The 22,869-nt window shown below is 54.2% G+C and carries 21 protein-coding genes and 2 pseudogenes (1 of these 23 only partly in view); 17 read left to right on the top strand and 6 right to left on the bottom strand.

Translation table 11 applies throughout. The annotated features are described in order from the left end of the window. Nucleotide 1 precedes the first annotated feature (1 nt). From MJA45_RS16625 to MJA45_RS16585, 9 genes are all read left to right on the top strand, one after another. Nucleotides 2-1,303, top strand: coding sequence for a CCA tRNA nucleotidyltransferase (locus tag MJA45_RS16625; RefSeq protein WP_315603028.1), 1,302 nt, complete (start codon nt 2-4; stop codon nt 1,301-1,303). Further along, nucleotides 1,293-1,757 carry a biotin operon repressor gene (locus MJA45_RS16620; protein ID WP_315603027.1) on the top strand — a complete coding sequence of 155 codons (465 nt, stop codon included), beginning with the start codon at nt 1,293-1,295 and terminating at the stop codon, nt 1,755-1,757. The genes MJA45_RS16625 and MJA45_RS16620 overlap by 11 nt, the downstream gene beginning before the upstream one ends. After that, a complete protein-coding gene (locus MJA45_RS16615) occupies nt 1,694-2,263 on the top strand; it encodes a biotin--[acetyl-CoA-carboxylase] ligase (protein ID WP_315603026.1) in 570 nt (189 codons plus the stop codon). The genes MJA45_RS16620 and MJA45_RS16615 overlap by 64 nt, the downstream gene beginning before the upstream one ends. A gap of 281 nt (nt 2,264-2,544) precedes the next feature. Further along, nucleotides 2,545-3,402: a 3-methyl-2-oxobutanoate hydroxymethyltransferase gene (gene panB, locus MJA45_RS16610; protein WP_315603025.1), complete on the top strand. Its 858-nt coding sequence runs from the start codon at nt 2,545-2,547 to the stop codon at nt 3,400-3,402. 26 nt (nt 3,403-3,428) lie between these two features. Then, nucleotides 3,429-4,319 (top strand): pantoate--beta-alanine ligase, encoded by an 891-nt coding sequence (gene panC, locus MJA45_RS16605; RefSeq protein WP_315603024.1) that lies wholly within the window; start codon nt 3,429-3,431, stop codon nt 4,317-4,319. 30 nt (nt 4,320-4,349) lie between these two features. Continuing rightward, nucleotides 4,350-4,733, top strand: a complete 384-nt coding sequence (gene panD, locus MJA45_RS16600) for an aspartate 1-decarboxylase (protein ID WP_315603023.1) — start codon at nt 4,350-4,352, stop codon at nt 4,731-4,733. Between the two features lie 142 nt (nt 4,734-4,875). Further along, nucleotides 4,876-5,472: a hypothetical protein gene (locus MJA45_RS16595; RefSeq protein ID WP_315603022.1), complete on the top strand. Its 597-nt coding sequence runs from the start codon at nt 4,876-4,878 to the stop codon at nt 5,470-5,472. Nucleotides 5,473-5,544: 72 nt separating this feature from the next. Then, complete coding sequence (gene dinG / locus MJA45_RS16590) at nt 5,545-8,409, top strand: ATP-dependent DNA helicase DinG (RefSeq protein WP_315608041.1); 2,865 nt, start codon at nt 5,545-5,547, stop codon at nt 8,407-8,409. Beyond that, nucleotides 8,406-9,026, top strand: a complete 621-nt coding sequence (locus tag MJA45_RS16585; protein ID WP_315603021.1) for a redox-sensing transcriptional repressor Rex — start codon at nt 8,406-8,408, stop codon at nt 9,024-9,026. Before dinG ends, MJA45_RS16585 begins: the two co-directional genes overlap by 4 nt. A 76-nt stretch (nt 9,027-9,102) precedes the next feature. On the opposite strand, the gene MJA45_RS16580 is transcribed toward MJA45_RS16585, so the two are convergent. After that, nucleotides 9,103-9,723, bottom strand: coding sequence for a DUF47 domain-containing protein (locus MJA45_RS16580; RefSeq protein ID WP_315603020.1), 621 nt, complete (start codon nt 9,721-9,723; stop codon nt 9,103-9,105). A gap of 174 nt (nt 9,724-9,897) precedes the next feature. Between MJA45_RS16580 and MJA45_RS16575 the strand changes: the two genes are divergently transcribed. From MJA45_RS16575 to MJA45_RS28660, 8 genes and pseudogenes are all read left to right on the top strand, one after another. Beyond that, nucleotides 9,898-11,202 (top strand): amidohydrolase, encoded by a 1,305-nt coding sequence (locus tag MJA45_RS16575; RefSeq protein ID WP_407083052.1) that lies wholly within the window; start codon nt 9,898-9,900, stop codon nt 11,200-11,202. 39 nt (nt 11,203-11,241) lie between these two features. Beyond that, nucleotides 11,242-11,733, top strand: coding sequence for a cell wall elongation regulator TseB-like domain-containing protein (locus tag MJA45_RS16570; RefSeq protein ID WP_315603018.1), 492 nt, complete (start codon nt 11,242-11,244; stop codon nt 11,731-11,733). Between the two features lie 156 nt (nt 11,734-11,889). Beyond that, nucleotides 11,890-12,390 (top strand): hypothetical protein, encoded by a 501-nt coding sequence (locus MJA45_RS16565; RefSeq protein ID WP_315603017.1) that lies wholly within the window; start codon nt 11,890-11,892, stop codon nt 12,388-12,390. Then, nucleotides 12,383-13,882, top strand: coding sequence for an AAA family ATPase (locus MJA45_RS16560; protein WP_315603016.1), 1,500 nt, complete (start codon nt 12,383-12,385; stop codon nt 13,880-13,882). Before MJA45_RS16565 ends, MJA45_RS16560 begins: the two co-directional genes overlap by 8 nt. Before the next feature lie 218 nt (nt 13,883-14,100). Continuing rightward, entirely contained in the window at nt 14,101-14,976 is an 876-nt protein-coding gene (locus MJA45_RS16555) for a 3-hydroxyacyl-CoA dehydrogenase family protein (protein WP_315603015.1), read from the top strand. Next, a pseudogene (locus MJA45_RS16550) lies at nt 14,973-16,189 on the top strand (acetate/propionate family kinase). Before MJA45_RS16555 ends, MJA45_RS16550 begins: the two are co-directional and overlap by 4 nt. A 137-nt stretch (nt 16,190-16,326) precedes the next feature. Beyond that, nucleotides 16,327-17,619 (top strand): asparagine--tRNA ligase, encoded by a 1,293-nt coding sequence (gene asnS, locus MJA45_RS16545; protein WP_315603014.1) that lies wholly within the window; start codon nt 16,327-16,329, stop codon nt 17,617-17,619. Between the two features lie 57 nt (nt 17,620-17,676). Beyond that, nucleotides 17,677-18,326, top strand: a pseudogene (locus tag MJA45_RS28660) (DnaD domain-containing protein). 60 nt (nt 18,327-18,386) lie between these two features. Here the strand turns inward: MJA45_RS28660 and mtnB are convergent. The 5 genes in view from mtnB to MJA45_RS16510 are tightly spaced (at most 31 nt apart) and all read right to left on the bottom strand, a layout consistent with a single transcriptional unit that may run on beyond the window. Beyond that, a complete protein-coding gene (mtnB, locus tag MJA45_RS16530) occupies nt 18,387-19,025 on the bottom strand; it encodes a methylthioribulose 1-phosphate dehydratase (protein ID WP_315603011.1) in 639 nt (212 codons plus the stop codon). Beyond that, nucleotides 19,022-19,702 carry a 2-hydroxy-3-keto-5-methylthiopentenyl-1-phosphate phosphatase gene (locus MJA45_RS16525; protein ID WP_315603010.1) on the bottom strand — a complete coding sequence of 227 codons (681 nt, stop codon included), beginning with the start codon at nt 19,700-19,702 and terminating at the stop codon, nt 19,022-19,024. Before MJA45_RS16525 ends, mtnB begins: the two co-directional genes overlap by 4 nt. Next, the gene (locus MJA45_RS16520) at nt 19,699-20,964 is read right to left on the bottom strand and encodes a 2,3-diketo-5-methylthiopentyl-1-phosphate enolase (protein ID WP_315603009.1); all 1,266 of its coding nucleotides are present in this window, start codon (nt 20,962-20,964) and stop codon (nt 19,699-19,701) included. The genes MJA45_RS16525 and MJA45_RS16520 overlap by 4 nt, the downstream gene beginning before the upstream one ends. Before the next feature lie 31 nt (nt 20,965-20,995). After that, nucleotides 20,996-21,859 carry a pyrroline-5-carboxylate reductase gene (gene proC, locus MJA45_RS16515; protein ID WP_315603008.1) on the bottom strand — a complete coding sequence of 288 codons (864 nt, stop codon included), beginning with the start codon at nt 21,857-21,859 and terminating at the stop codon, nt 20,996-20,998. Nucleotides 21,860-21,878: 19 nt separating this feature from the next. Continuing rightward, nucleotides 21,879-22,869 carry the 3' portion of a glutamate-5-semialdehyde dehydrogenase gene (locus MJA45_RS16510; RefSeq protein WP_315603007.1) on the bottom strand. It continues 257 nt past the right edge of the window, so the window shows 991 of its 1,248 coding nt (coding positions 258-1,248); its start codon lies off the right edge, out of view; the stop codon is at nt 21,879-21,881.

Here is a 22,869-nt window from a genome sequence, read left to right as displayed (position 1 = left end):
CATGAGCCAAGGGATGATCCGGGACGGGAAGGCTCTGCTCAAAAAGCTGGAAGATGCCGGCCATGAAGCCTATTTTGTCGGCGGATATGTCCGGGACTCCTATTTGAAGCGGGGGATCAAGGACATTGATATCGCGACCTCCGCTCTTCCGGAACAAGTGATGGAGCTGTTCGATTCCTGCATCCCGACGGGCCTGCATCATGGGACTGTTACCGTTATGATCGGCAGCGTCGGCTTCGAGGTGACCACCTTCCGAAAAGAGTCGGAATACGAAGCTCACCGGAGACCCTCGGGTGTGGAATTCATCCGAAGTCTGGAAGAAGACCTGAGGCGCAGAGACTTTACGATGAACGCCATGGCTATGGACCGCAAGGGACGGATCCGGGATCCGTTCGGAGGAAGGAAGGACTTGGAGCAAGGAATCCTTCGCTGCGTGGGAGATCCCGAACTTCGCTTCCGTGAGGATGCTTTACGCATGCTGCGCTGTATCCGCTTTGCCTCGCACTATGACCTGGAGGTGGAGGAGGCGACGTGGAGCGGCTTGCAGGGAAACATCCGTCTTCTGCAGCATGTCGCCATGGAGCGGGTAAGAGCGGAGCTCGAACGGCTCGTTGCCGGCGATCATCCCTATAGAGGCCTGCGGCTGATAGCGGACAGCCGGCTCTTGAGGCATACCAAGGTCAAGCTGCAGCTGCCTTGGGTGCACTGGACCGTGCAGGAGCTTCCCGACGCGCTTGCCTCTATAGGCGGTCTCCCGAATCCGGCTCATCGCTGGATGCTGCTCGCCCATTTGATGTCTTTGTCTCCCCAGTCTGCTGTAGAGGAGGGGGGCAAGCTAACCTTCTCCGGTAAACAAATAGCCAGAATGTCCCGATTTCTCTCATTCAGCCAGCGGCTGAGGGAACAACTGGACGCCATGAGGGAGCTTGACCCGCTGAGCTGTGCTTTGATCTGGAAAGAAAACGTCGTGACGATCGGTTCGGAATGCGCGCAGGATTGGCTGGACGTTTTCGGTGTCGTCCCGGCCGCTTTGCCTTCGACTGATAATGGAGGCGGCCGGTGGACAATCTTTCTGGAGCGAGGGAGGATGTGGCTTCAGGAGATGCCGGTTCGGAAAGCGGCCGACCTCGCTCTTAACGGGCAGCAGCTCGCCGCTCATCTTAAGCGGGAGCCCGGTCCCTGGCTCGGGCGCGCCTTGATGAAGCTGACGCTTGAGGCTGCTGCTGGGCATGTTCCCAACAACCGGAAAGACCTGCTGGTTTTTGCGGAATCCTTAACCAGAGAGTGGAAGAATGATGCATGATAACCTATTGGATGTGTTTATCCGGAATCCCGACACTTTTCTTTCGGGCGAGAAGCTGAGCGAGGAGCTGGGCTGTACCCGCACGGCGGTATGGAAGCGGATTAAAGCCTTGAAGGAAGAAGGGTACGTCTTCGAATCGGCGCCGCGCAAAGGGTACAAGCTGGTGGAGGCTCCCGCCCGGATCAACCCGGGATTGCTTCTGAGCCGGCTTCGCACGAAGACGCTGGGCCAGTCGCTTAAGCTGTATGAGACCGTCTCTTCCACGCAGGACATTGCCCTTGAACTGGTGCGCTCGGGAGCGCCGGAGGGCACGCTTGTTGTGGCCGAGAGGCAGTTAGCCGGCCGGGGACGAATGGGGAGGCGTTGGCATTCGCCGAAGGGGAGAGGAATTTGGATGAGCCTCATCTTGAAGCCCGACATTCCGCTTCCCTTACCCCGCAGCTTACTCTCCTGACGGCTGTGGCTCTGTGCCGGGCCATGAGAACGGTGGCCAAAGTACCGGCCGGCATCAAATGGCCAAACGACATCCTGATTAACGGCCGGAAGGTAAGCGGCATTCTGCTGGAATCGAGTGCGGAGGACGAGAGGCTGCAGCACGTGATCGCGGGGGTGGGCATCAGCGCCAATCTCCGGGAAGAGGATTATCCGTCTGAGCTGAAGCCGGTCGCCACCTCGCTGCTCCTGGAATCCGGAAGCCCGGTGGAACGCGAAGAGCTGATCGCCGCTTTCCTGAACGAATGGGAAGAGCTTTACGGACTTTACCGCCGTGAAGGCTTTTCGCCTATTCGCACCCTGTGGGAGGCCCTAAGCATAAGCATAGGCCGCACCTTCCAGGTCCGGACTCCGCAGGGGGAGCAAGAGGGTACGGTCAGCGGGCTGGACCCAAGCGGGGCTTTGCTGTTGATCTCCACGCAAACCGGCAAGGAAATCAAAATATACTCCGGCGAAATTGGCGGATAGTGTCTGTTTCCCACAAAAAAAGATATTTATTTCCGCATGACTTTGGTATACTATACTTACGAGGCGGTATCGCAAGAACTGCACTCGTACGCAAGTTCTGAACCGAAAGTGAACTGAATACCAGCCATGTATTTTGACAGATTCTGCTCTGAGCCGTACGGACCGAGACAGAAGGATCATAAAATACAGTTTTCTTTGTATTGATGACCTTTTAGTTTTCGGCTAAAAGGTTTTTTTGATTTTAGGTCCGCGGGCTCAAGCAAGATGGAGGAGATCGGATGATGGAAAAGCGCAAACCGATGAACATCTTGAGGATGAAGAAAATGAAGCAGGAAGGCATTCCGCTGACGGTCATCACGGCTTATGATTATCCATCGGCCAAGCTGGCGGAGGAAGCCGGGGTGGATGCCATCTTGGTGGGGGATTCGCTCGGGAACGTCGTTCTGGGCTATGACTCCACCCTGCCTGTCACGCTCGAAGACATGATTTATCACTCCCGTGCCGTCGCGCGGGCCGTGACCACGACCTTCGTCGTTGCCGACATGCCCTTCATGACGTACCATGGCAGCGTCGATACCGCCCTTTCGAACATCGGAAGGCTCATGCGGGAAGGAGGCTGCAAGGCCGTCAAGATGGAGGGAGGAGCGGAAATCGCTCCTGTGGTGGAGGCATGCGTAAAGGCGGGAGTTCCGGTTATGGGACACCTCGGCTTGACGCCGCAATCCGTTAACCAGATCGGGGGCTACCTCGTTCAGGGCAAAACGCCCGAGCAGGCCGAGAAGCTGCTTGCCGACGCGAAAGCATTGGAGAAAGCGGGAGCTTTCGCTGTGGTTCTGGAGCTTGTAACGGACGAAACTGCCGCTAAGATCACGGAGGAATTGTCCATTCCAACCATTGGAATAGGGGCCGGAAACCGCTGCGACGGGCAGGTGCTGGTTTTCCATGACGCCCTTCAGTATTCGTCCGGAGAACGTCCCAAGAAATTCGTTAAAACCTACGCCAATGTCGGCGACCAGATCCGCAGCGGCTTGAGCCAATATGTAGAAGAAGTAAAGGCCCGCCAATTCCCAGCGGAAGAGAACACTTTTCACGGGGAAAGGGAAACGGTCGGCAGCCTGTACGGATCTTCCAAAGAATAAATCGCTGAACCGGGAGTGCACTCACGATGAAAGTCATTCGAACCATTGCCGAATTAAAACAGGCTCTCCGAACGAAACGCCGGGAGGCGTGGTCCCTTGGAACCGAAGGCTCCGTCGGATTCGTTCCGACCATGGGGTTCCTGCATGAGGGCCATGCCAGCCTGCTGAAACGGGCACGGGAGGAGAACGAAATCGCCGTTCTGAGCATTTTCGTCAATCCGACTCAATTCGGCCCTAATGAAGATTTTGAACGTTACCCACGTAACGAAGAAAAGGATTTGTCGGTCGCTGCGGATGCGGGAGTAGACTTCGTGTTCATGCCGCCGGTTCAAGAAATGTATCCGGGCAAAAGCAGCACCACCGTATCGGTTGCCGGGGTAACGGACCGGCTTTGCGGGGCGTCCCGCCCCGGTCATTTTGACGGTGTGGCTACGGTGGTCAGCAAGCTCTTCCATATCGTAGAGCCCGATAGGGCCTATTTCGGAATGAAGGATGCTCAGCAGGTCGCCGTCATCGAAACGATGGTTCGTGATCTTAACCTGAACGTTGAAATCGTTCCTTGTCCGACGGTAAGGGAACCGGACGGTCTGGCGCTAAGCTCGAGAAACGTTTACTTAAGCGAAGAGCACCGCAAGGAAGCCCTCGTTCTTTCCCAGGCGCTCGCCCTGTCGGATCGTTGGCTGGCAGCGGAAGGGGGCCGGGTTGAGGCGCTTACTCGACGGATAACGGATTATATTCAAAGCTCACCGTCTGCGGATATTGATTATGTGGAAGTGCTGAGCTACCCCTCGCTTACCGAGCCGAAAGAGGGAGAGCATAACGAATTGGATAAAGGACTGCTGATCGCCCTGGCGGTCCGTTTCGGGCAAACCCGGCTTATTGACAACCGGTTGATCCCCTACGGGGAGATTCAATAAGGAGAGCCGGCAGCAGAAAGGGGAATGAACATGTTTAGAACCATGATGAAAGGGAAGCTCCACCGGGCCACCGTGACGGAAGCCAACCTGAACTATGTGGGCAGCATTACGATAGATGAAGATTTGATCGATCTCGTGGATATGTATCCGAATGAGAAGGTTCAAATCGTCAACAACAACAACGGCGCCCGCCTCGAAACGTACATTATTCCAGGTCCCCGCGGATCCGGCGTGGTATGCTTGAACGGCGCCGCCGCGCGGCTGGTTCAGCCGGGTGACCAGGTCATCATCATCTCTTATGCGATGATGACCGATGAAGAAGCCCGTCACCATCAACCCAAGGTCGCCATTCTGGACGGCCAGAACAAGGTTGTTCAAACCCGCTACAAAGAACTTCATTCCACCGTCATTTGACCGGAGCCTTTCCAGCTCCATACTGGTCGAGGGTTCATTTACACTGTATTAAACCTCCCTGCCTAACAAAGAATGAAGGTACATCGGGACCAACATTAGCGCAAGGTGGGTGGGAGCCGTGTTTAAGGAAATATTTGCGACAATGAATGAGGTTCTGGACGAAATTATTCATGATTATCATACTCCGGGAGGCGACAGGGAGGAAAGGGAGGAGCAGCTTGCGGCTTTGCGTCATATGAGCGATGTCTGCATGGAGGAGTGGCTGCGCTTTGAGGAGCGGATGGCCGAAGCCATGGCACGCTTTGCCGAGAACGCCTCCGTCCCCCTTCCCAAGCCTCCGTCCTTTGCCGGCGGTTTATCTGAGAAATTCGTCAAGGCCCAAGGGTATTATAAGCTGTACATGTTTGACCAGGCGGTGGAAGCCTTTCGGGAAGTGGTGCGGGAACAGCCGGATTTTCTGCTCGGCCGGATTTATTTGGCCATGGGGCTCCTCCGGACAGGGGAAACGGGGGAAGCGTACCGGCACTTTCAGCTTTTGGTCCCCCTGACCGAGAATGCGACACTTAAAGCTATTTCCTACAATGCCATGGGCTGCATCCAGGTTCAGAACCGGAATATGGAGAAGGCTTACGATTATTTCAAAATGGCTGACCTGACCGACTCTTCCTGCCTGGAGCCGGTTTTGTGGGACAAGAAATTGTGGCCCTACCACAGGGAACAGCCCGATCTTCTCCCTTAAATCGTGGACAGCCGCGCTGCGGTATGCTACCTTAGGGTCAGGAGTTCTAGGAAGGGATTGGTTGGAACCAAAATGAAATTTGCTGTGCTTGATTTTGAAACAACCGGAGGCCAACCTGCAGACGAAATTATCCAGGTTGGCCTCGTTATTATAGAAGACGAACGGATAACGGAAAGGTACAGCTCCTATGTCAAGCCGACCGTTCCCATTCCTCCGTTTATTACCTCATTAACCGGGATCACCGAGGAGCAGGTCCAAGACGCGCCTGGAATCGAAACCGTCATCATGGAAATGCAGCACCTTCTAAAAGGGAGCATTCTGGTCGGACATAACGTTTCCTTCGACCTGGGGTTTCTTCAACGTGCTTTGGAGACCTGCGGGTATTTTCCGTTCAACGGAATGGTGCTGGACACCATCGACCTGCTTCGCATGCTTTTCCCCAATCTTACGAGCCTTCAGCTGTCCAATGCGTGCCAGGCGCTGGGGATCCCGCATGAGCGGCCGCATCAAGCCGATTCCGACGCGGAAGTCACGGCGGAGCTTTGGCTTCGCTGCATCCAGAAGTTTGAGGAGCTTCCGCTACTTACCGTGCAGAGGCTGGCGGCTCTTTTTCAGGACGAGACGACCGATCTGGCCTGGTTTATGACCGAGCAAGGGAAGCGCAAGGAAATGACGGTGACCCTGGACCCGGATCACTATAAATACTTCCGCCAGTTCGCTTTGAATGTCGAAGATTGGGGAGAGGAAGAGCTTGAACGGAGCGAGGAGCAGGTCAAAGAGCATCTGGCCGTTGAGTTTGAACCCTTCTACGAGCGAATCAAGAGCTCCCTCGCGACGAAATTCGAGGTGTTCGAAGAGAGAAAAGCCCAAGACCAGATGATCCAGGAGGTTACCTCTTCCTTCGAAGAAGACCGGCATTTGATGATTGAAGCGGGGACAGGGACCGGGAAATCCCTGGGTTACTTGGTGCCGGCCCTGTATTACGGCATTCAGAACGAGAAGAAGGTTCTCGTCAGTACCCATACCATCAACCTACAGGAGCAGCTGAAGCAGAGGGATCTTCCTCTTCTCCATGAAATTTTTCCGGTTCCGTTCCGGGCCGCCCTGCTTAAAGGAAGGAGCCACTACCTGTGTCTCCGGAAGTTCGAGCAGAAGGTAACCTACGCCGAATATGAGAACCGCCGCGAGGATCTGATCACCGCGGCCCAGATGATTGTCTGGCTGACTGAGACGGGAAGCGGGGACGAGGAGGAATTGCACTTTGGACCGAGGGGCGGCGAATTCTGGCGGACGGTGGCTAGTGACACGGACTCCTGTCTCAACCGGAGCTGCCCATGGTTCAAGAAATGCTACTATCACCGCGCCCGCAATGAAGCCCAGACCGCGGATGTCGTGATCACCAATCACTCCATGCTCTTCACGGATATCAAAGCGGAGAACCGGCTGCTGCCTGCCTATAAGCACCTGGTGATCGACGAGGCCCATCATTTTGAAGAGGTGGCGAGCAAGCATCTGGGGCTGGACGTCCAATACCTATCGATCCTGAACACCATCTCCTGGCTGTTCAAAGACAGCAAGATGGGCCAGCTTCCGATGCTGAGAGCCAAAATCAGCCGTTCGGACGATTTGTTCCAGGAAACGGCGGCCCGCTGGTGCGAAACGATCGATTCCTTCTATCCGAAATTAATGGAGATTAAGGAGCAATGGGAGGAGCTTGCTTCGTTATTCTATGACGTGCTGGCCGCTAATAGTGACGGGCAGGCGGGAGAGGCGGGTCAGCTGGTCTACCGGGTAAAGGACGAGGCTCTTCCTTCCCAGTGGGGCACGCTGGTCGCCATGGAAGAGAGCCTATTTGACTCCCTCAGCTCGGTTCTTCGTCAATTGGACAAGCTTCTGGCCGATGTGAAAGAAGTTCAGGAGGTTGTGGATGCCCAGAGCCTCGTTACAGACCTGGGGGGCACAGTGAAGGAGCTGTACCGCCATCGGGACGCCCTCCGTTTCTTTATGAAACGGTCGGATCCGGACTACGTCTACTGGATGGAAGCCGGCACTTATTACAAGATGAAATCGCTCCAGCTGGTCAGCGTCCCCGTGAGCGTGTCCCGTATGCTGCAGGAGCATTTCTTCGAGGCCAAGGACAGCGTGATAATGACCTCCGCTACCCTGTCGGTGGATAAGAAGTTTGACTATACCGCCGATCAGTTCGGCTTGAATGGGGAAAAAGCCAAGGAAAAGCTCCGTACGGTCTTGCTTCCTTCTCCGTTCAATTACCGCAAGCAGGCTCTGGTCTGCGTTCCCCGGGACTTCCCGGGGGTAAAAGGGCCTGGAGGAGAAGGACTTTTCCTTGAGAAGCTTGTCCAATCGCTAGCCGATGTCGCCCGTACTACCCAAGGCCGCATGCTCGTGCTCTTCACCTCCTACCGGATGCTTAAACAGGTACATGCGGAGCTGAGGGAGCGGCTGCTGCCCGAAGGGATCCAAGTGCTGGGTCAAGGCATTGACAGCGGGAACCGGAGCAAGCTGACCAAGCTCTTTCAAACCGGGGGGCCGAGTGTCCTGCTCGGCACAAGCAGCTTCTGGGAAGGCGTTGATATTCCGGGAGAAGCCCTGACGTGCCTGGCGATCGTTCGTCTGCCGTTTCAGCCTCCTACTCATCCGGTCGTGGAAGCAAAATGCGACCAGATCAAGAAGAACAACCAGAACCCGTTCATGAAGCTGTCGGTTCCTCAAGCCGTCATCCGGTTCAAGCAGGGGTTCGGTCGGTTGGTGCGAACGGCTCAGGATAAAGGAATCGTTATTTTATATGATACCCGGGTGATCGACACCCAGTATGGCAAATACTTTCTTTATTCGCTGCCCGGACCCAAGATTGAGAGCATGACCTCTGCCCAAATGGCGCCGCGGATCAAGGAATGGATGGAGGGGGAGCCGGTATGAAAACCATGAAAATATCCGAGGCCGTCGTCAGGCGGCTTCCCATATATTTGCGTTACTTAAATGAGCTGAGGATGAAGGATGTCCAGACGGTTTCCTCCCAGGATTTGGGGCATAAGCTGGATCTGAATCCGGCCCAAATCCGAAAGGACCTTGCTTATTTCGGAGAGTTCGGGAAGAAGGGCATCGGGTACGACGTCGGATACCTGATTGAGAAGATCCGGCAGATTCTTAAGCTGGATCAGTATATTAACGTTGCCTTGGTCGGAGCCGGTAATCTGGGCCGGGCCTTGAGCAACTATAACGCCTATCTGAAGGACAACATGAAGATCGTCGCCGTGTTCGACTCCATGCCCGACAAAATCGGACAGCAAATCAACAACCTGACGGTAAAACCGATGTCCGAGCTCGTGGAAACGATTCAGGCTAACAAAGTTCGGATAGGCATCATCACCGTGCCGGCGTCGGAAGCCCAGAAGGTGGCGGATGATTTTGTGAAATCCGGAGTGGAGGCTATCCTTAACTTTGCGCCCATCATTATTCGGGTGCCGGCCGAAATCCGGGTGCATTACGCTGATTTTACCACCGAGCTGCAGAGCTTGGCTTACTATTTGGATTAAGCCGGTTTATCGGCCAATAAAATAAACGGAGCACCGGTTACCCGGGCTCCGTTTTCTATAGTAAGGAATTTTAAGTTTATGCGTAGCGGAGAACGATGCTTTCCAGAATATTGGCGACGTCCTCACAGGCGTCGGTTGTGTCTTCCAGACGCTCGTAGGTTTCCTTGATCTTAAAGTCGGTATAGGGATCCTTCTGGGCGGTGAAAATGGCCCGGATGCCTTCGCGCATCAGCTTGTCCGCTTCATTTTCGAGCGAGTTGATCTGGAGGGTATGCTCTGTAATCTGCATGTATTTCTTCTTGGAGAGGAGCTTAAAGGCGTCCAGAATATGCTGACAGGACGAGACGATAATGGCCGAGAATTCCTTCATATAAGAGTCCGACTGCTCGATGTTCAGGTAATCGAACCGGGCGATGGTGGCCTCGATGCCATCCAGCACGTCATCCATGGTCATGGCCAATTCCATAATGTCCTCTCGGTCAATGGGGGTGATGAACACTTTGTTTAAGCCTTTGTAAATCTGGTGGGTGATGGCGTCTCCCTTGTGCTCCAGATCCTTAAGCTTGTCGTAGTACGTTGCGGGCGGCTTGTCGCCATTCATGGCTTGACGGAACAGATGGGCGGCTTCCAATGTATTTTGGGCTGCATCGATCAGCAGCATGAAGAAGTCGGTTTCTCCCTTTTTGCTTGTAAACATTCCAAGTTACCCCCTAATTATGGTCCTGCCGATTAGTTTGTTCATAAATTTTAAAATAGCATACATGTCCTTCCGAATGCAATGTTCGGGTGCCGGAAAGGGGATCTTTTCTTGATTTTGCGAAGGTGAAGAGGTACATTAAAAAAGTGCTGGAATCCAGAACGGAAAGGAAAGGTGCAAGTGAGCAAAACTTTGGTCAAAAACGGCCTGTTCCTGACAGCGGATGAAACTTGTCCGTTAATCGAGGGTTACATGGAAATAGATGGGGACACCATCTCCTACATAGGTAAGGATGCCCCGGCGGAGGGAGCCGATTACGGGGAAATAGTGGACGGACGCAACCGACTCTACATGCCGGGGCTGGTAAATACGCACGGCCATGCGGCGATGTCTTTGTTGAGGGGCGTGGGAGACGATCTTGCGCTGCAAGTTTGGCTGCAGGAAAAAATGTGGCCGAACGAAGCGCGGTTTACCTCCAAGGACGTCAAATGGGGAACCCTTCTATCCCAATTGGAGATGGTAAAGGGCGGTACTACCTCCTTCGTTGATATGTACGACCACATGAACGAAGTGGCCCAGGCGGTGGAGCTTTCCGGAATGAGAGGCGTCCTGACACGGGGAGTGATCGGACTATGCCCTCCTGAGGTTCAGCAGGCCAAGCTCGCCGAAGCGAAGCAGTTCGCACGGGATTGGCATGGCAAGGCGGAGGGACGGATTACCACAATGATGGCCCCCCATGCTCCCTACACCTGTCCGCCTGACTATATAGAGAAGATTGTCGACGCCGCGCACGAGCTGGATCTGCCGCTTCATACCCATATGTCCGAAACGGCGCGGGAAGTGGCAGAGAACGAGAGCGAGTACGGGCTTCGTCCCGTTGCTCATCTGGAGAAGCTTGGAGTGTTCTCGCGTCCCTGTCTGGTGGCCCATGGCGTTCATCTGAACGATGAAGAAATTGGGGTGCTGGCAAAATACGACGTCCGGGTTTCCCACAATCCCGGAAGCAATCTGAAGCTGGCGAGCGGGGTGGCCCGCGTTCCCGATCTGCTGGCCCGCGGGGTTAAAGTCTCCCTCGGCACGGACGGAGCGGCGAGCAACAATAACCTCGATATGTTCGAAGAGATGCGCCTGGCCGCCCTGATCCACAAAGGGGTTTCCGGCGATCCGACAGCGGTACCTGCTGCGATTGCCTTGCAGCTCGGCACCACCATGGGGGCCGAATCGATTTGGCTCCAGAAGGTGGGAAGCTTGGCCGCAGGCATGAAGGCCGATTTTATTGCTCTAGATCTGGATCAGCCGCATTTCCTGCCCGCCTCCAATTATTTGTCCCATGTGATTTACTCGGCTTCCGCCAAGGATGTGACCGACGTATGGGTGGACGGAAAGCAGCTGGTCCGCAAAGGGAAGTGCCTGACGCTGGATGAAGAAAAAATCAAAGCCGAGTTCAAGAGCCGGTACAGCCGGTTAATGGAAGGATAAGAATAGTATAGTGGAATAGCAGCCTGACGGAGGTGAATCGTGCGGAGGAAATGGAGAATAGCGGCTGCCCTGTCCCTGCTAGTCCTGCTGCTGGGGATCGCCGGTTACCGTTTCTACACGATAATCCAATCGGATACGTGGAAGGAAGAGGATACCGCGATCCAGAAGGCGAAGGAGAAGGCGGGCTTGGTTACTACTGATAAGGTAGAGCCTTTTGTGGGGGATCGCCCGTACATGATCGTGAGCGGGGATAACGCGGAAGGAAAGAAGCTCATAGTCTGGGTAAGCGAGACCGAGGTTCACTCGGAGCTGGCGGACAACGGGATGGCACGGGAAGCAGCCAGACAGAAGGTTCTTCAAACCAAGCCGGAGGCCGAAATTATGCGGATCACGCCCGGGAAATTGGAGAACACGTACTGCTGGCAGGTGTTTTATAAGGCTGAGAAAGATGGAAAGAAGCGGCTCTATTACGATTACTACCAGTTTAAGGATGGAAGTTTACTAGACACCTGGACGCTAAGTCTGCAATAAATCAGCCAAAAACCCCGGAATCTTCCGGGGTTTTCCTATAAATTCACAAATCAGTCAAGCAATTTGCTATCATTTGTGCTATACTACTTGTATATCATTTTTTGAATAGAAAGGCGGACGATAATGAAGTTGCGAATATTGCCGATGTTGGTAGCTGTGTTAACTTCCACTGTGATTCTGTTTGGCGGCTGGTTTGTCTACAGAAGTTATGCCATGGAAAACCCGCTTGCCCAGATCGTCAACCGCGCCCAGGGCGTGGAGCAGGTTAAGTCCGATTTTAGCAAAGATTCCGTAACGGTTCACTTGAAATTGTCTCAGGATGCGAGCTTACGGGATATATACCGGCAAATTACCACCGATGGAGCTTCGATTATCGGCTCCCGCAAAGTCAAACTGGAGCTCGAAAGCGACTCCTCCCCGGAGATCGAGAAGTGGTGGTCGAACGCCTTGTTTGATGTAGCGCAGGCGATGGAGACAAAGCATTATGCCGATATTCCCAAAATTCTAGAGTCCAAATCCGCCGATGTGTCCGGCCTGAAAGCCGCCACGGAGATGGATGATAAGAACGTCTACATCCGCTTAAGCGAAGGCGGTAAAAATAAATATATTATCCTGCCAAGAGTACCTGCCTCGATGGGAGTGTGGCCGAATGCCTAAATACTTTAAAGAGATACTGATTGGCGTCGCACCGGTCGTTTTGATCTTTTTGGCTTTTGTCGGCGTGAACGTGGTGCCTGTTCTGATGATTATGGCTATCGTGGCGGCATTCTTTTTCCTTGGCAAGCCGAAGGGCGCCATTACCGCTTCCGTCGAACGCAAGACCAAGACCCGCACCCCTTCCTATCTGACCTTTGAAGATATTGGGGGACAGGACCGCGCCAAGAATGAACTGAAGGAAGCTCTCGATTTTCTGATCAAGCATGAGGAAATCAAGAAGTTCGGCATTCGTCCCCTGAAAGGGATTCTGCTGGAGGGCCCTCCCGGAACCGGGAAGACCTTGATGGCGAAAGCTGCGGCTCATTATACGAATTCCGTATTCGTATCCGCCTCCGGTAGCGAATTTGTGGAGATGTATGTAGGGGTAGGGGCGAGCCGGGTCCGAGACCTGTTCAAGGATGCCCGGACGCGCGCCCAGAAGGAAAACAAAGACAGTGCTATTGTCTTTATTGATGAAATCGATGTGGTGGGCGGCAAAAGGGAAGGCGGGCAGCACCGCGAATACGATCAGACGCTTAACCAGCTGCTGACCGAGATGGACGGCATCCATACCACGGATACGCCTCGTATTCTGATTATGGCCGCGACCAACCGCAAGGAAATGCTTGACAGTGCCCTGCTTCGTCCGGGCCGCTTTGACCGGCATATTTCGGTCGATCTTCCCGACAAGAAGGGCCGCATGCACATTCTTAATATTCATGCGAAGAACAAACCGCTTGCGGTTAACGTGAATTTGGAGAAGGTGGCGGAAGAATCGTTTAATTTCTCCGGCGCCCAGCTGGAAAGCCTGATGAACGAAGCAGCCGTCTATGCCATGCGCGAGAACGTCGATCTTATCGAGCACCGGCATCTCTCTCTAGCGATTGACAAGGTGATTATGGGCGAGAAGTCCGACCGGGAGAGCAACAAGGAAGAAAGAGAACGCGTGGCGCTCCATGAGCTGGGGCATGCGATAATGGCGGAGAGGGTTAAGCCAGGTTCCGTGTCTCAGGTAGCACTTAGTCCCCGTGGACAAGCCCTTGGGTATGTACGTCACAATCCGTCGGCGGACCAGTATCTGTACACAAGGCAGGAACTCGAAGGCCGGATTATGGTGGCCCTCGGCGGATCCGCGGCAGAAGAAATCTTCTATGGCAACCGCAGCACGGGGTCGCGCAACGACTTTGAACAAGCGCTTCATATGGTAAGAACCATGATGGATTCGGGTTTGACTTCCCTCGGGATCATTGACCGGGAGATGGTGACCAAGGAAGAGCTGATGAAAGAGAACAGCAAAATTCTCGATCAATTGTTCGCCCAGACCCGTGAAGTTCTCGAAAGACACCGGGCGGTGTTCCAGCAATCGCTCGCCATCCTCATCAAAGAGGAAGTTCTTTCGGGAGAGCAATTCCGCAACCTGCTTAAAGCCATTACCCAGAAATCGACAGCATGAAACGGTAACGACGGTTCATATTTCCATCCAAGCATCCATAAACTATGGGTGCTTTTTTTATGTCAACTTCTTGGTGAAGGGCCATGGGCGTTCGTCTCGATTCGTTTCACCCGGTTTTGGAGTTTTTGTGTCACAGATGAAAATCCCGGCCAAACGGTGTATGATTTGGTTGGCTGTTCTGGTTAATAGAGTACAGGCTTAAGAAATGGGGGATGGCTGTGAAATACTCCAAAATTGGCGTGGTCGGTGTCGGGAATGTAGGCCAGGGGATCGCCGAGATGCTTTCGGAAAAAGGGCTGGATGTGCTTCTGCTGGATCAGAATCCGGATAGGCTTGAGGCTTCATTGAATGCCATTGAAATTAGCCTCGATAAGCAAATCGAACGGTGGGGCATTACCCAGACGGAGAAGAAACTCATTCTTTCCCGTATTCATAAAACGGTCACGATGGAAGAAATGGCGGATTGCAGTCTGGTGATCGAGTCCATAAGCGAGGAGCTGGAAGCAAAGAAGGACATTTTCCGGCGGTTGGACCGGATTTGCGGACCGGAGGTCATTCTTGCCAGTACCACCTCTACCTTGAGTGTGACGGAGCTGGCGAGCGTATGCGATTCTCCCGAGAGGGTGATCGGGCTTCACTTCCTCGTTCCCGTCTCGAAGAAGATCGACCTGGTGGAAATCATCCGCGGCATCAAAACCTCCGAGGAAACGTTCCAGAACACCAAATATTTTGCAGAGAAGGTCATCGAGCAGAAAGGCATTCAGGTTTACGAGTCTCCGGGACTCGTGACCACCCGGCTGATCTGTACGCTGATTAACGAAGCCGTCACCACGCTAACCGAAGGGGTGGCGACGGCCGAGGATATCGATTCGGCCATGCGGATGGGCTACGATTTCCGCTACGGGCCTCTGGAGATGGCGGACCGCTTCGGAATTGATTCGGTCTATGCCGCCTTGGAGCGCATGTTCCGCGAATACGGCGATCTGAAATACCGGCCCTCTTATCTGCTCAAGAAAATGATCCGGGCGGGCCAGCTTGGGGTAAAATCGGGAGAAGGCTTCTTCCGCTACGACAAGGACGGTGACCGGCTGTGAAGATATTGGTGATCAATGCAGGGAGTTCCTCTCTGAAATATCAGCTTTATGACATGACGGATGAATCCGTACTGGCCAAAGGAAAAGTGGAAAGAATCGGCATGGAAAGCGCCATCGTCAGCCACGAGCCGACCGGCAAGAAGGATGTTCGCTCGGTCAGTGAGATTCTGGATCATACGACGGCGATCCGCAAGGTGCTGGAGATTCTGGTTCATAAGGAATTTGGCGTGCTGGATTCCGTAGAAGAAATCGATGCCGTCGGGCACCGGGTCGTTCATGGGGAGAGAGCTTCTCCCAGTCCGTCATGATTACCGAGGAGGTCAAGCAGGAAATCCGCCGGTTGTTTGATCTGGCTCCCCTGCATAACCCGGCCCATATGATGGGGATTCATGCCGTGGAGGCCAACATGCCGGAAATTCCCCAGACGGTGGTGTTCGATACGGCCTTTCATCAGACCATGCCCCCCTATGCTTACCTCTACCCGATCCCCATGGTGCTGTACCGCAAGCATAAGGTGCGCCGTTACGGTTTCCATGGAACCTCCCACGATTACGTCAGCAGAAGAGCGGCAGCCTTCCTGGGAAGGCCCCTTCGGGAGCTTAAGATCATCAGCTGTCACATCGGGAATGGAGCGAGCTGTACGGCCATTAGGGACGGCCAATCGCTTGATACCAGTATGGGCATGACTCCGCTGGAAGGCTTGATGATGGGAACGCGCAGCGGGGACATCGATCCGGCAATCGTGCCCTATACGATCGGGAAGGAAGACTTGACCCTAGCCGAGGTCAATTCCATGCTTAACAAGCACAGCGGCTTAATCGGGATTTCCGGAATCAGCAGTGACGTCCGGGAAATTGAAGAAGCCCGCGAGGAAGGGGACAAGAATGCTGCGTTGGCCTACGACATGTATGAATACCGGATCCGCAAATACATCGGTTCTTACGCCGCGGCCATGAACGGTCTTGATGTGCTCATATTTACAGCAGGTGTCGGGGAGAATTCGTCCACCTTGCGTAAGAAGATTTGCGAGAACTTGACCTTCTTCGGAATCGAATTGGATGAAGAGCTTAACCAAGGGCGCAGCCGGGAGGACCGCCGTATCTCGGCTCCCTCTTCCCGGGTGGAGGTTTTGGTCATCCCGACCAATGAGGAGCTCATGATCGCCCGGGATACCTTCCATTTGGTGAACCATGCAAATCTTTCCGAAACATAGTACAATAGATAACGAAAGCAGTGCATAGCGTCATCACCTACAAGGGAACCTACATACATCCGTATGGAGGTTTTTCCCTTCCTAAGAAGGCTTCCGCCTTGGGGGAGGAGGACGCTGGCAAGACAGGAGGCCGCCACATGAAGAAAAGCACGATTAGAGAAGTCAGCCGCTACGCCGGGGAGAGCGTCACCATCGGCTGCTGGCTGAACAACAAGCGTTCAAGCGGGAAGATCCAATTTTTGCAGCTGAGGGACGGTACGGGCTACATCCAGGCCGTCGTCGTCAAGAGCGAAGTGAGCGAAGAGGTATGGGAAGCCGCCCGCAGTCTGACGCAGGAAAGCTCTCTATATGTAACCGGGACCATTCGAGAGGAAGCGAGAAGCCAAAGCGGCTATGAAATGACGGTGGAGAAGCTGGAGATTATCCAGCTGACGTCGGATTATCCCATTACCCCTAAGGAACACGGGGTGGATTTCCTTATGGATCACCGGCATTTGTGGATTCGTTCTCCGCGTCAGAGAGCGATCCTGGTTATCCGGGCGGAAATCATTCGCGCCGTTCAACAATATTTTGATGAGAAGGGGTTCCAGCTGGTCGATCCGCCTATCCTGACCCCTTCTTCCTGTGAAGGCACCACCAATCTGTTTCATACGAAATACTTCGATGAGGATGCCTTCCTGACCCAGAGCGGCCAGCTCTATATGGAAGCGGCGGCTATGGCTCTCGGACGGGTGTATTCCTTTGGGCCTACTTTCCGGGCCGAGAAATCCAAGACCCGCCGCCACCTCATCGAATTCTGGATGATTGAGCCGGAGATGGCCTTTACCGATCATGAGGAAAGCCTAACCGTTCAAGAAGAATTTGTTTCCCACATTGTCCAGTCGGTGCTCCGGAACTGCCGTCAAGAGCTGGAGACCCTCGGCCGGGACATCAGCAAGCTGGAACAGATCCAGGCTCCTTTTCCACGTATCACCTATGACGAGGCCATTGACTTTCTGCACGAAAAAGGCTTTGACCTTCCGTGGGGAGAGGATTTTGGGGCTCCCCATGAAACCGCCATCGCCGAAAGCTACAACAAGCCGGTATTCATTACTCACTACCCGACCAGCATAAAAGCCTTCTACATGAAGCCGGATCCTAACCGGCCGGAAGTCGTTCTGTGTGCGGATATGATCGCTCCCGAGGGCTACGGTGAGATTATCGGCGGAAGCCAGCGGATCGACGATCCGGAGCTGATGGAGGAGCGTTTCAAGGAGCATGAGCTTTCCAAGGAAGCTTACCAGTGGTACCTTGATCTTCGCCGGTACGGCAGCGTGCCTCATTCCGGTTTCGGTCTGGGACTGGAACGGACCGTAGCGTGGATTTGCGGACTTGAGCACGTTAGGGAAACCATTCCGTTCCCGCGTTTGCTGTACCGTCTGTATCCATAAGGATCGCTTTACGGCCTAACCGAATAGAGGTGGGGATGTTTTTTGAAAAATAAAGAAATGAAACAGCTGGAAGCCGCCATGCTGGAAGCCCTCCGGACCGGATCCGTTTCGGTTCCTTACCTGCTTCTAAGCAACTATTCCCAGCTTTCCCTATCGGAAACCGAGGTCATGCTGCTCGTTCACTTGATGGCTTTCCTGGAGAAAGAAGGCAAGGAGTTTCCGACCATTGAAGAAATTCAATCCCGCATGTCCGCTGCGCCGGAGGCCGTCATCCAGACGCTTCAGAAGCTGCTAAAAGGCGGGTGGATGAGCATTGATGAGACAACGGATCCGGATTCGGGCATCCGGTACGAGAAATATAACCTGGAGGGAATGCGAGCCAAGCTTGCAGCCCATTGGGCAGCCGGGATGGCCGCTTCGGCGGGGCGGAGAAGCCGGCAGCGGCAGCAGGCAGCAACCTGTTTATGATCTTCGAGAAGGAATTTGCCCGCCCGCTGACTCCGATGGAATTAGAGACGATATCCGGATGGCTCGACCAGGATCATTTCAAGGAGGAATTGATTCTGGCCGCCTTGAAGGAAGCAGTGTTCGCCGGCAAGGTTCACTTCCGCTATATCGACCGGATCTTGCTGGAATGGCAGAGGAACCGGATTCAAACGGTGGACCAGGCCAAAGAGCATGCCCAGAAGTTTCGCAATTCCCGCTGACATAAAGAAAGCGCAGGGCCCTGGATCGGGCGCCTGCGCTTTTTTAACGGTTAGGAAGACTTACTTCTTGAGAAGCTCCATGCGATAAACGTATTCAAAAAGGAATTCGAACGCCTCGAGATGCCGCTTCGCTTCAAAGGAGTTGGCCCCCCAGGCATAGATGCCGTGCTTGCGGAGAACAATGCCGGGAATGCGGGGCACGAGGGCTCCCGCCACCTGTTCGGCGATCCGGGGGATATGGGCGTAGTTGGGGAGGACAGGGATGTGGATAATGGCTTCCTCTTCCCAAATATTGAACGCCTTGATGAGCTCCACCCCTTCCACCGGGATCTGACCCTTGTCACCGAACCACTCGGACACCAGGTTGTTAAAGACGGTATGAACATGAAAGACCGCTCCGCAGCCCGTGGCTTTGTAGATTTCGCAATGAATGAGCGTCTCCGCCGAAGGCTTCAGCTTGGTAGTTTCTACGGATTGTCCGGCTGCGTCCACCACCAGAAAATCCTCCGGCGTCTGCTTGGATTTGTCCTTCCCGCTTGAGGTGATGGCAAACTGAAATTCTTCTCCGCGTATGTCTCCGATACGAACCGAAAGATTCCCGCTTGTCCCAGGGAACCAGCCTTTGGCCGCGAATTCAGCCTTAACCTCTCTCAGCTCCTCGAATGCTGCTTGTCTTTGCTCCAATGAATAAGAAGTCATGCCTTATCACCTACTAAATGTATTTCCTTAAGCTTGCGAATAACGTCGTGGAAGTCATGGTATTCGTAGAAGGGCATTCCCAGCTCCCGGCACTTGTCCACCAGATGGGACCGAGCGAAAACGGTGTCCACCAGCTGAGCCCCGGCAAAATCCGTCACGCTGTCCCCGATGAGAATGCGGTGGTATTGATCGGCAGGGTACCGGCGAATAATGGCCGTTTTGCACATGCCGCACCCTTGTGAAGGGCAATCCGGGTCACAGGCATGCGGCCACAAAATCTCGATTTGGTCCCCGGTAAAGTTGCTTTCGTTGCAGAAGATTTGCTCCGGTGCGATTCCAAAGGGCTGGAGCGTAGGATAAACGAAAAAATCGATCCCGCCGCTGGTGACCAGGAATTCAATATTCTCGGCGCGGCACATATCCAACAGCTGCTGGAAGCCGTCACGGATCTTCATGTTATTCAAAGCAAACTGAACAATCTCGTCCTTAGATGAGGAGGGGAGCAGGCGAAACATTCCGCCGACCCCTTCCTGGATGGTGATGCTTTGGTCAATAACCCCGTTCACCAGCTCTTCCCAGCCCTCCGGCTGAAAATGCTTCATGATGGCGATGATGTTGTCGTTGACGGTGATGGTTCCGTCAAAATCACAGAAGATAACGGGCTTACGGATGGTCATTCTTTGATCCCCCAAGTGTCTATGGCTGTCTGAAGCTCTGGATGAGTCAGGGCGTATTCCCGCAGCGAAACTCCTTCTTGTGTCGCCTTGATCGCCTGGCGGAAAGCCGCTCCGCCCGCCTCTGTACCCATAGGGTGGCCGTGGATCCCGCCTCCGGCATTGACCACGACTTCTGATCCGAAATCCTTAAGGATTAGAGGGACCAGCCCCGGATGGATGCCTGCCGAAGGAACCGGCGCGCTCTGCTTCAACGACCAGGCGGATGTCTTGCTGTTCGTTTCAGAAGAGGAAGTCAGGTAATCCTGCTCGAAAGCCTCGGTTACCAAAGCGTGCTGGATGGCGAGGTTCTCTTCCCGCGGCATGACGACCGACCCGTATGGGGAAGGGAAGAGAACCAGGTCCGCACCCGCCATTCTAAGCAGCTTTCCTAACAGCAGGGGAGCGGAAATGCCGTGATACGGGGATGGGTATAAGGCGCCGGCCAGTGCCGGATGAGCCGCGATGGGAACGCTGATGTCGGGATGACGGCTAAGCTCGGCCAGCACATCCACTCCATAAGCGAGCACATTGAAGAGCAGGGCATTCGCACCGGCTTCAATGGCTTTTCTCGCTTGGTCCAGAAGACCAAAGGTAGGTCCGGTCAGATTCACGGCATAAAGAAGCTTTTGTCCCGTCTTCTCCTGGGCTTGTCTCGCCGCCTCCATGCAGACCCGGACTCTTTTCTCAATGGGGGTAAGAGGATTCTCAAAGAGGATTTCATCGTCCTTGATCAGGTCCACTCCGCCGAGAGCCTGTCGATAGAACTGCTCCCTCAGCCCGTCCAAATCATGGCCGATCACGGATTTAAAAATGCTCATCAGCAAAGGGCGGTCCCAGACGCCGAGCTGTTCCCTTACTCCTTTTAAGCCAAACTTCGGCCCTGGAAATCCGCTGGCGAATTCCTCGGAGAAATGGAGATCCATCAGCTTGATTTTGCCGTCCATGGACAGCTTGCCGAAGGTCGTGACGAGCAGGGCAGGGAGATCCCGGCTGAAATTAACATCCGGGTAAGCGATTTGAATATCGGCATACCGTTCGGTAATCGGACTGCCCGGTTCCGGTTCGTGCACGACCAGGTTGACCACCCGGCCAAGATGCGGTTCCATTGATTTCTTATTGGCTTCGGGTAGCTCGGTCCAGCTGCCTACGGTCAGTCCGACGGCAATCCCTTGCGCTTTTTTGGTGAAATCTGCTTTCTCGTCATATAAGCGATAAGTGGCCATGCAATAGGATGCCAAGTTATCCCACACTCCTTTATTCCCGTTTGGTAGCCTCCAGGCTGATCGCATTCCCGATCTCCGCGGCTCTTTCGGCGGATCGCAGCACCGCTTCTTGAACGGCCTGTGGGAACCGGAACTCGTCCAGCTTTTCAATCGCGGCTTGGGTGGTTCCATTAGGCGAGGTTACTTTCCGACGCAAAACCGCCGGATCCTCCTCGGTCTGCTGTACCATTGAAGCCGCGCCCAGGAAGGTTTGAACCGTGAGTATTCTCGCGTCCTCGGCCGAAAGCCCCCCACGGATGCCGCCCTCAATCATGGCTTCCATCATGTAATATACATAGGCGGGGCCGCTTCCCGACACGCCTGTTAAGATATCCAGTTGCTTTTCTTCAATAACGAGTACTTTCCCCACCGATCGGAACATGTCCAGGACGCTTTCCTTGTGCTCCTTATCGGCGGAAGAGGAGAACGCGATTCCGGTCGCTCCGAGCCCAATGGTGCTCGACGTATTCGGCATGGTCCGGGCAATGGGCATGGAATTGCCGAGCAGCCCGTACATGGTCTCCATGGACAGGCCGGCAACGACCGACACCAGCAGCTTGTCTTCGCGTAATAAGCTTTTATAGTGACGGAGGGCCTCCATCACGTCTTTCGGCTTCATCGCCAAAACCACAATATCCGATAAGGCAAGGTAGTCCCGAATGGCAGAGGGATCGTTGGTGGTTTGGATGGAGTAACGCGCGGACAGCTCATCCAGCCGGGACTGGTTGCTGCGATTGGTCGCGCAGATTTGGTCCGGCGATGTCTTTCCGCTTTCGAGCAGCCCGCGGAAGATCGCTTCCGCCATGGAACCCGCTCCAAGAAAACATATTTTTTTATCCGCCAACCCTTTAGTCATAAAACGTTCCTGCCTCTCTTTACTGTCTGATCTGGCCGTTGCCATAGACACAGTATTTGGTGGAAGTAAGGGCAGGCAGTCCCATCGGGCCACGTGCATGAAGCTTCTGGGTACTGATCCCGATTTCCGCACCGAACCCGAATTCGAATCCATCCGTAAACCGGGTCGAAGCGTTCTGGTAAACGGCTGCGGCATCCACCTCGAGCATAAAGCGGCGGGCCCGGTCGGGGTCTTCCGTTACGATGCATTCCGAATGCTTGGTGCCGTAGCGGTTAATATGATCGATGGCCTCGTCGAGATGGTTCACAATGCGGATATTCAAAATATAATCATTATATTCGGTGCCCCAGTCTTCTTCCTTAGCTTCCTTAATTCCGCTTATAATATCCCGTGTCCGCATATCGCCTCTAATCTCAACGCCGGCCGCAATCAACTTGTCGGCGATTTCCATTAGATAGTGGTGGGCGAATTCCTGGTGAACAAGCAGAGTCTCCATCGAATTGCAGACGGAGGGACGTTGAACCTTCGCGTTTATGGAAATATCGCAGGCCTTCTTGAAATCGGCGCCATCATCGAGATAAGTATGGCATACGCCAGCCCCTGTTTCGATGACGGGTACCGTGGCGTTCTTAACAACACGTTCAATTAAGGAACGGCCGCCGCGTGGGATGACCACATCGACGAGTCCGTTAAGCCGAAGCATTTCGTCAACGGAATTCCGGTCCGGATTGGTGATGAGCTGAAGGGCATCAACCGGTATGTCGGTTTCCGCTAAAGCGTCATGGAGGACCTGGACTATCTTCTGGTTGGAAGAAAGGGCGTCCGAGCCGCCGCGCAGAATAACGGCATTGCCTGATTTCAGACACAGCCCGGCCGCATCCACGGTTACATTAGGACGCGCTTCATAAATAATCCCGATCAAACCTAAGGGGACGCGCACCTTGCGCACCAGCAGGCCGTTCGGCCGTTCGAACTCTTCTAGCAGATCTCCTATAGGATCGGGCAGTTCG

Source organism: Paenibacillus aurantius (assembly GCF_032268605.1).
Lineage (GTDB): Bacteria > Bacillota > Bacilli > Paenibacillales > NBRC-103111 > Paenibacillus_AO > Paenibacillus_AO aurantius.
The sequence above is the reverse complement of the archived record's forward strand: the minus strand, read 5'-3'. Positions and strand labels throughout refer to the sequence as shown.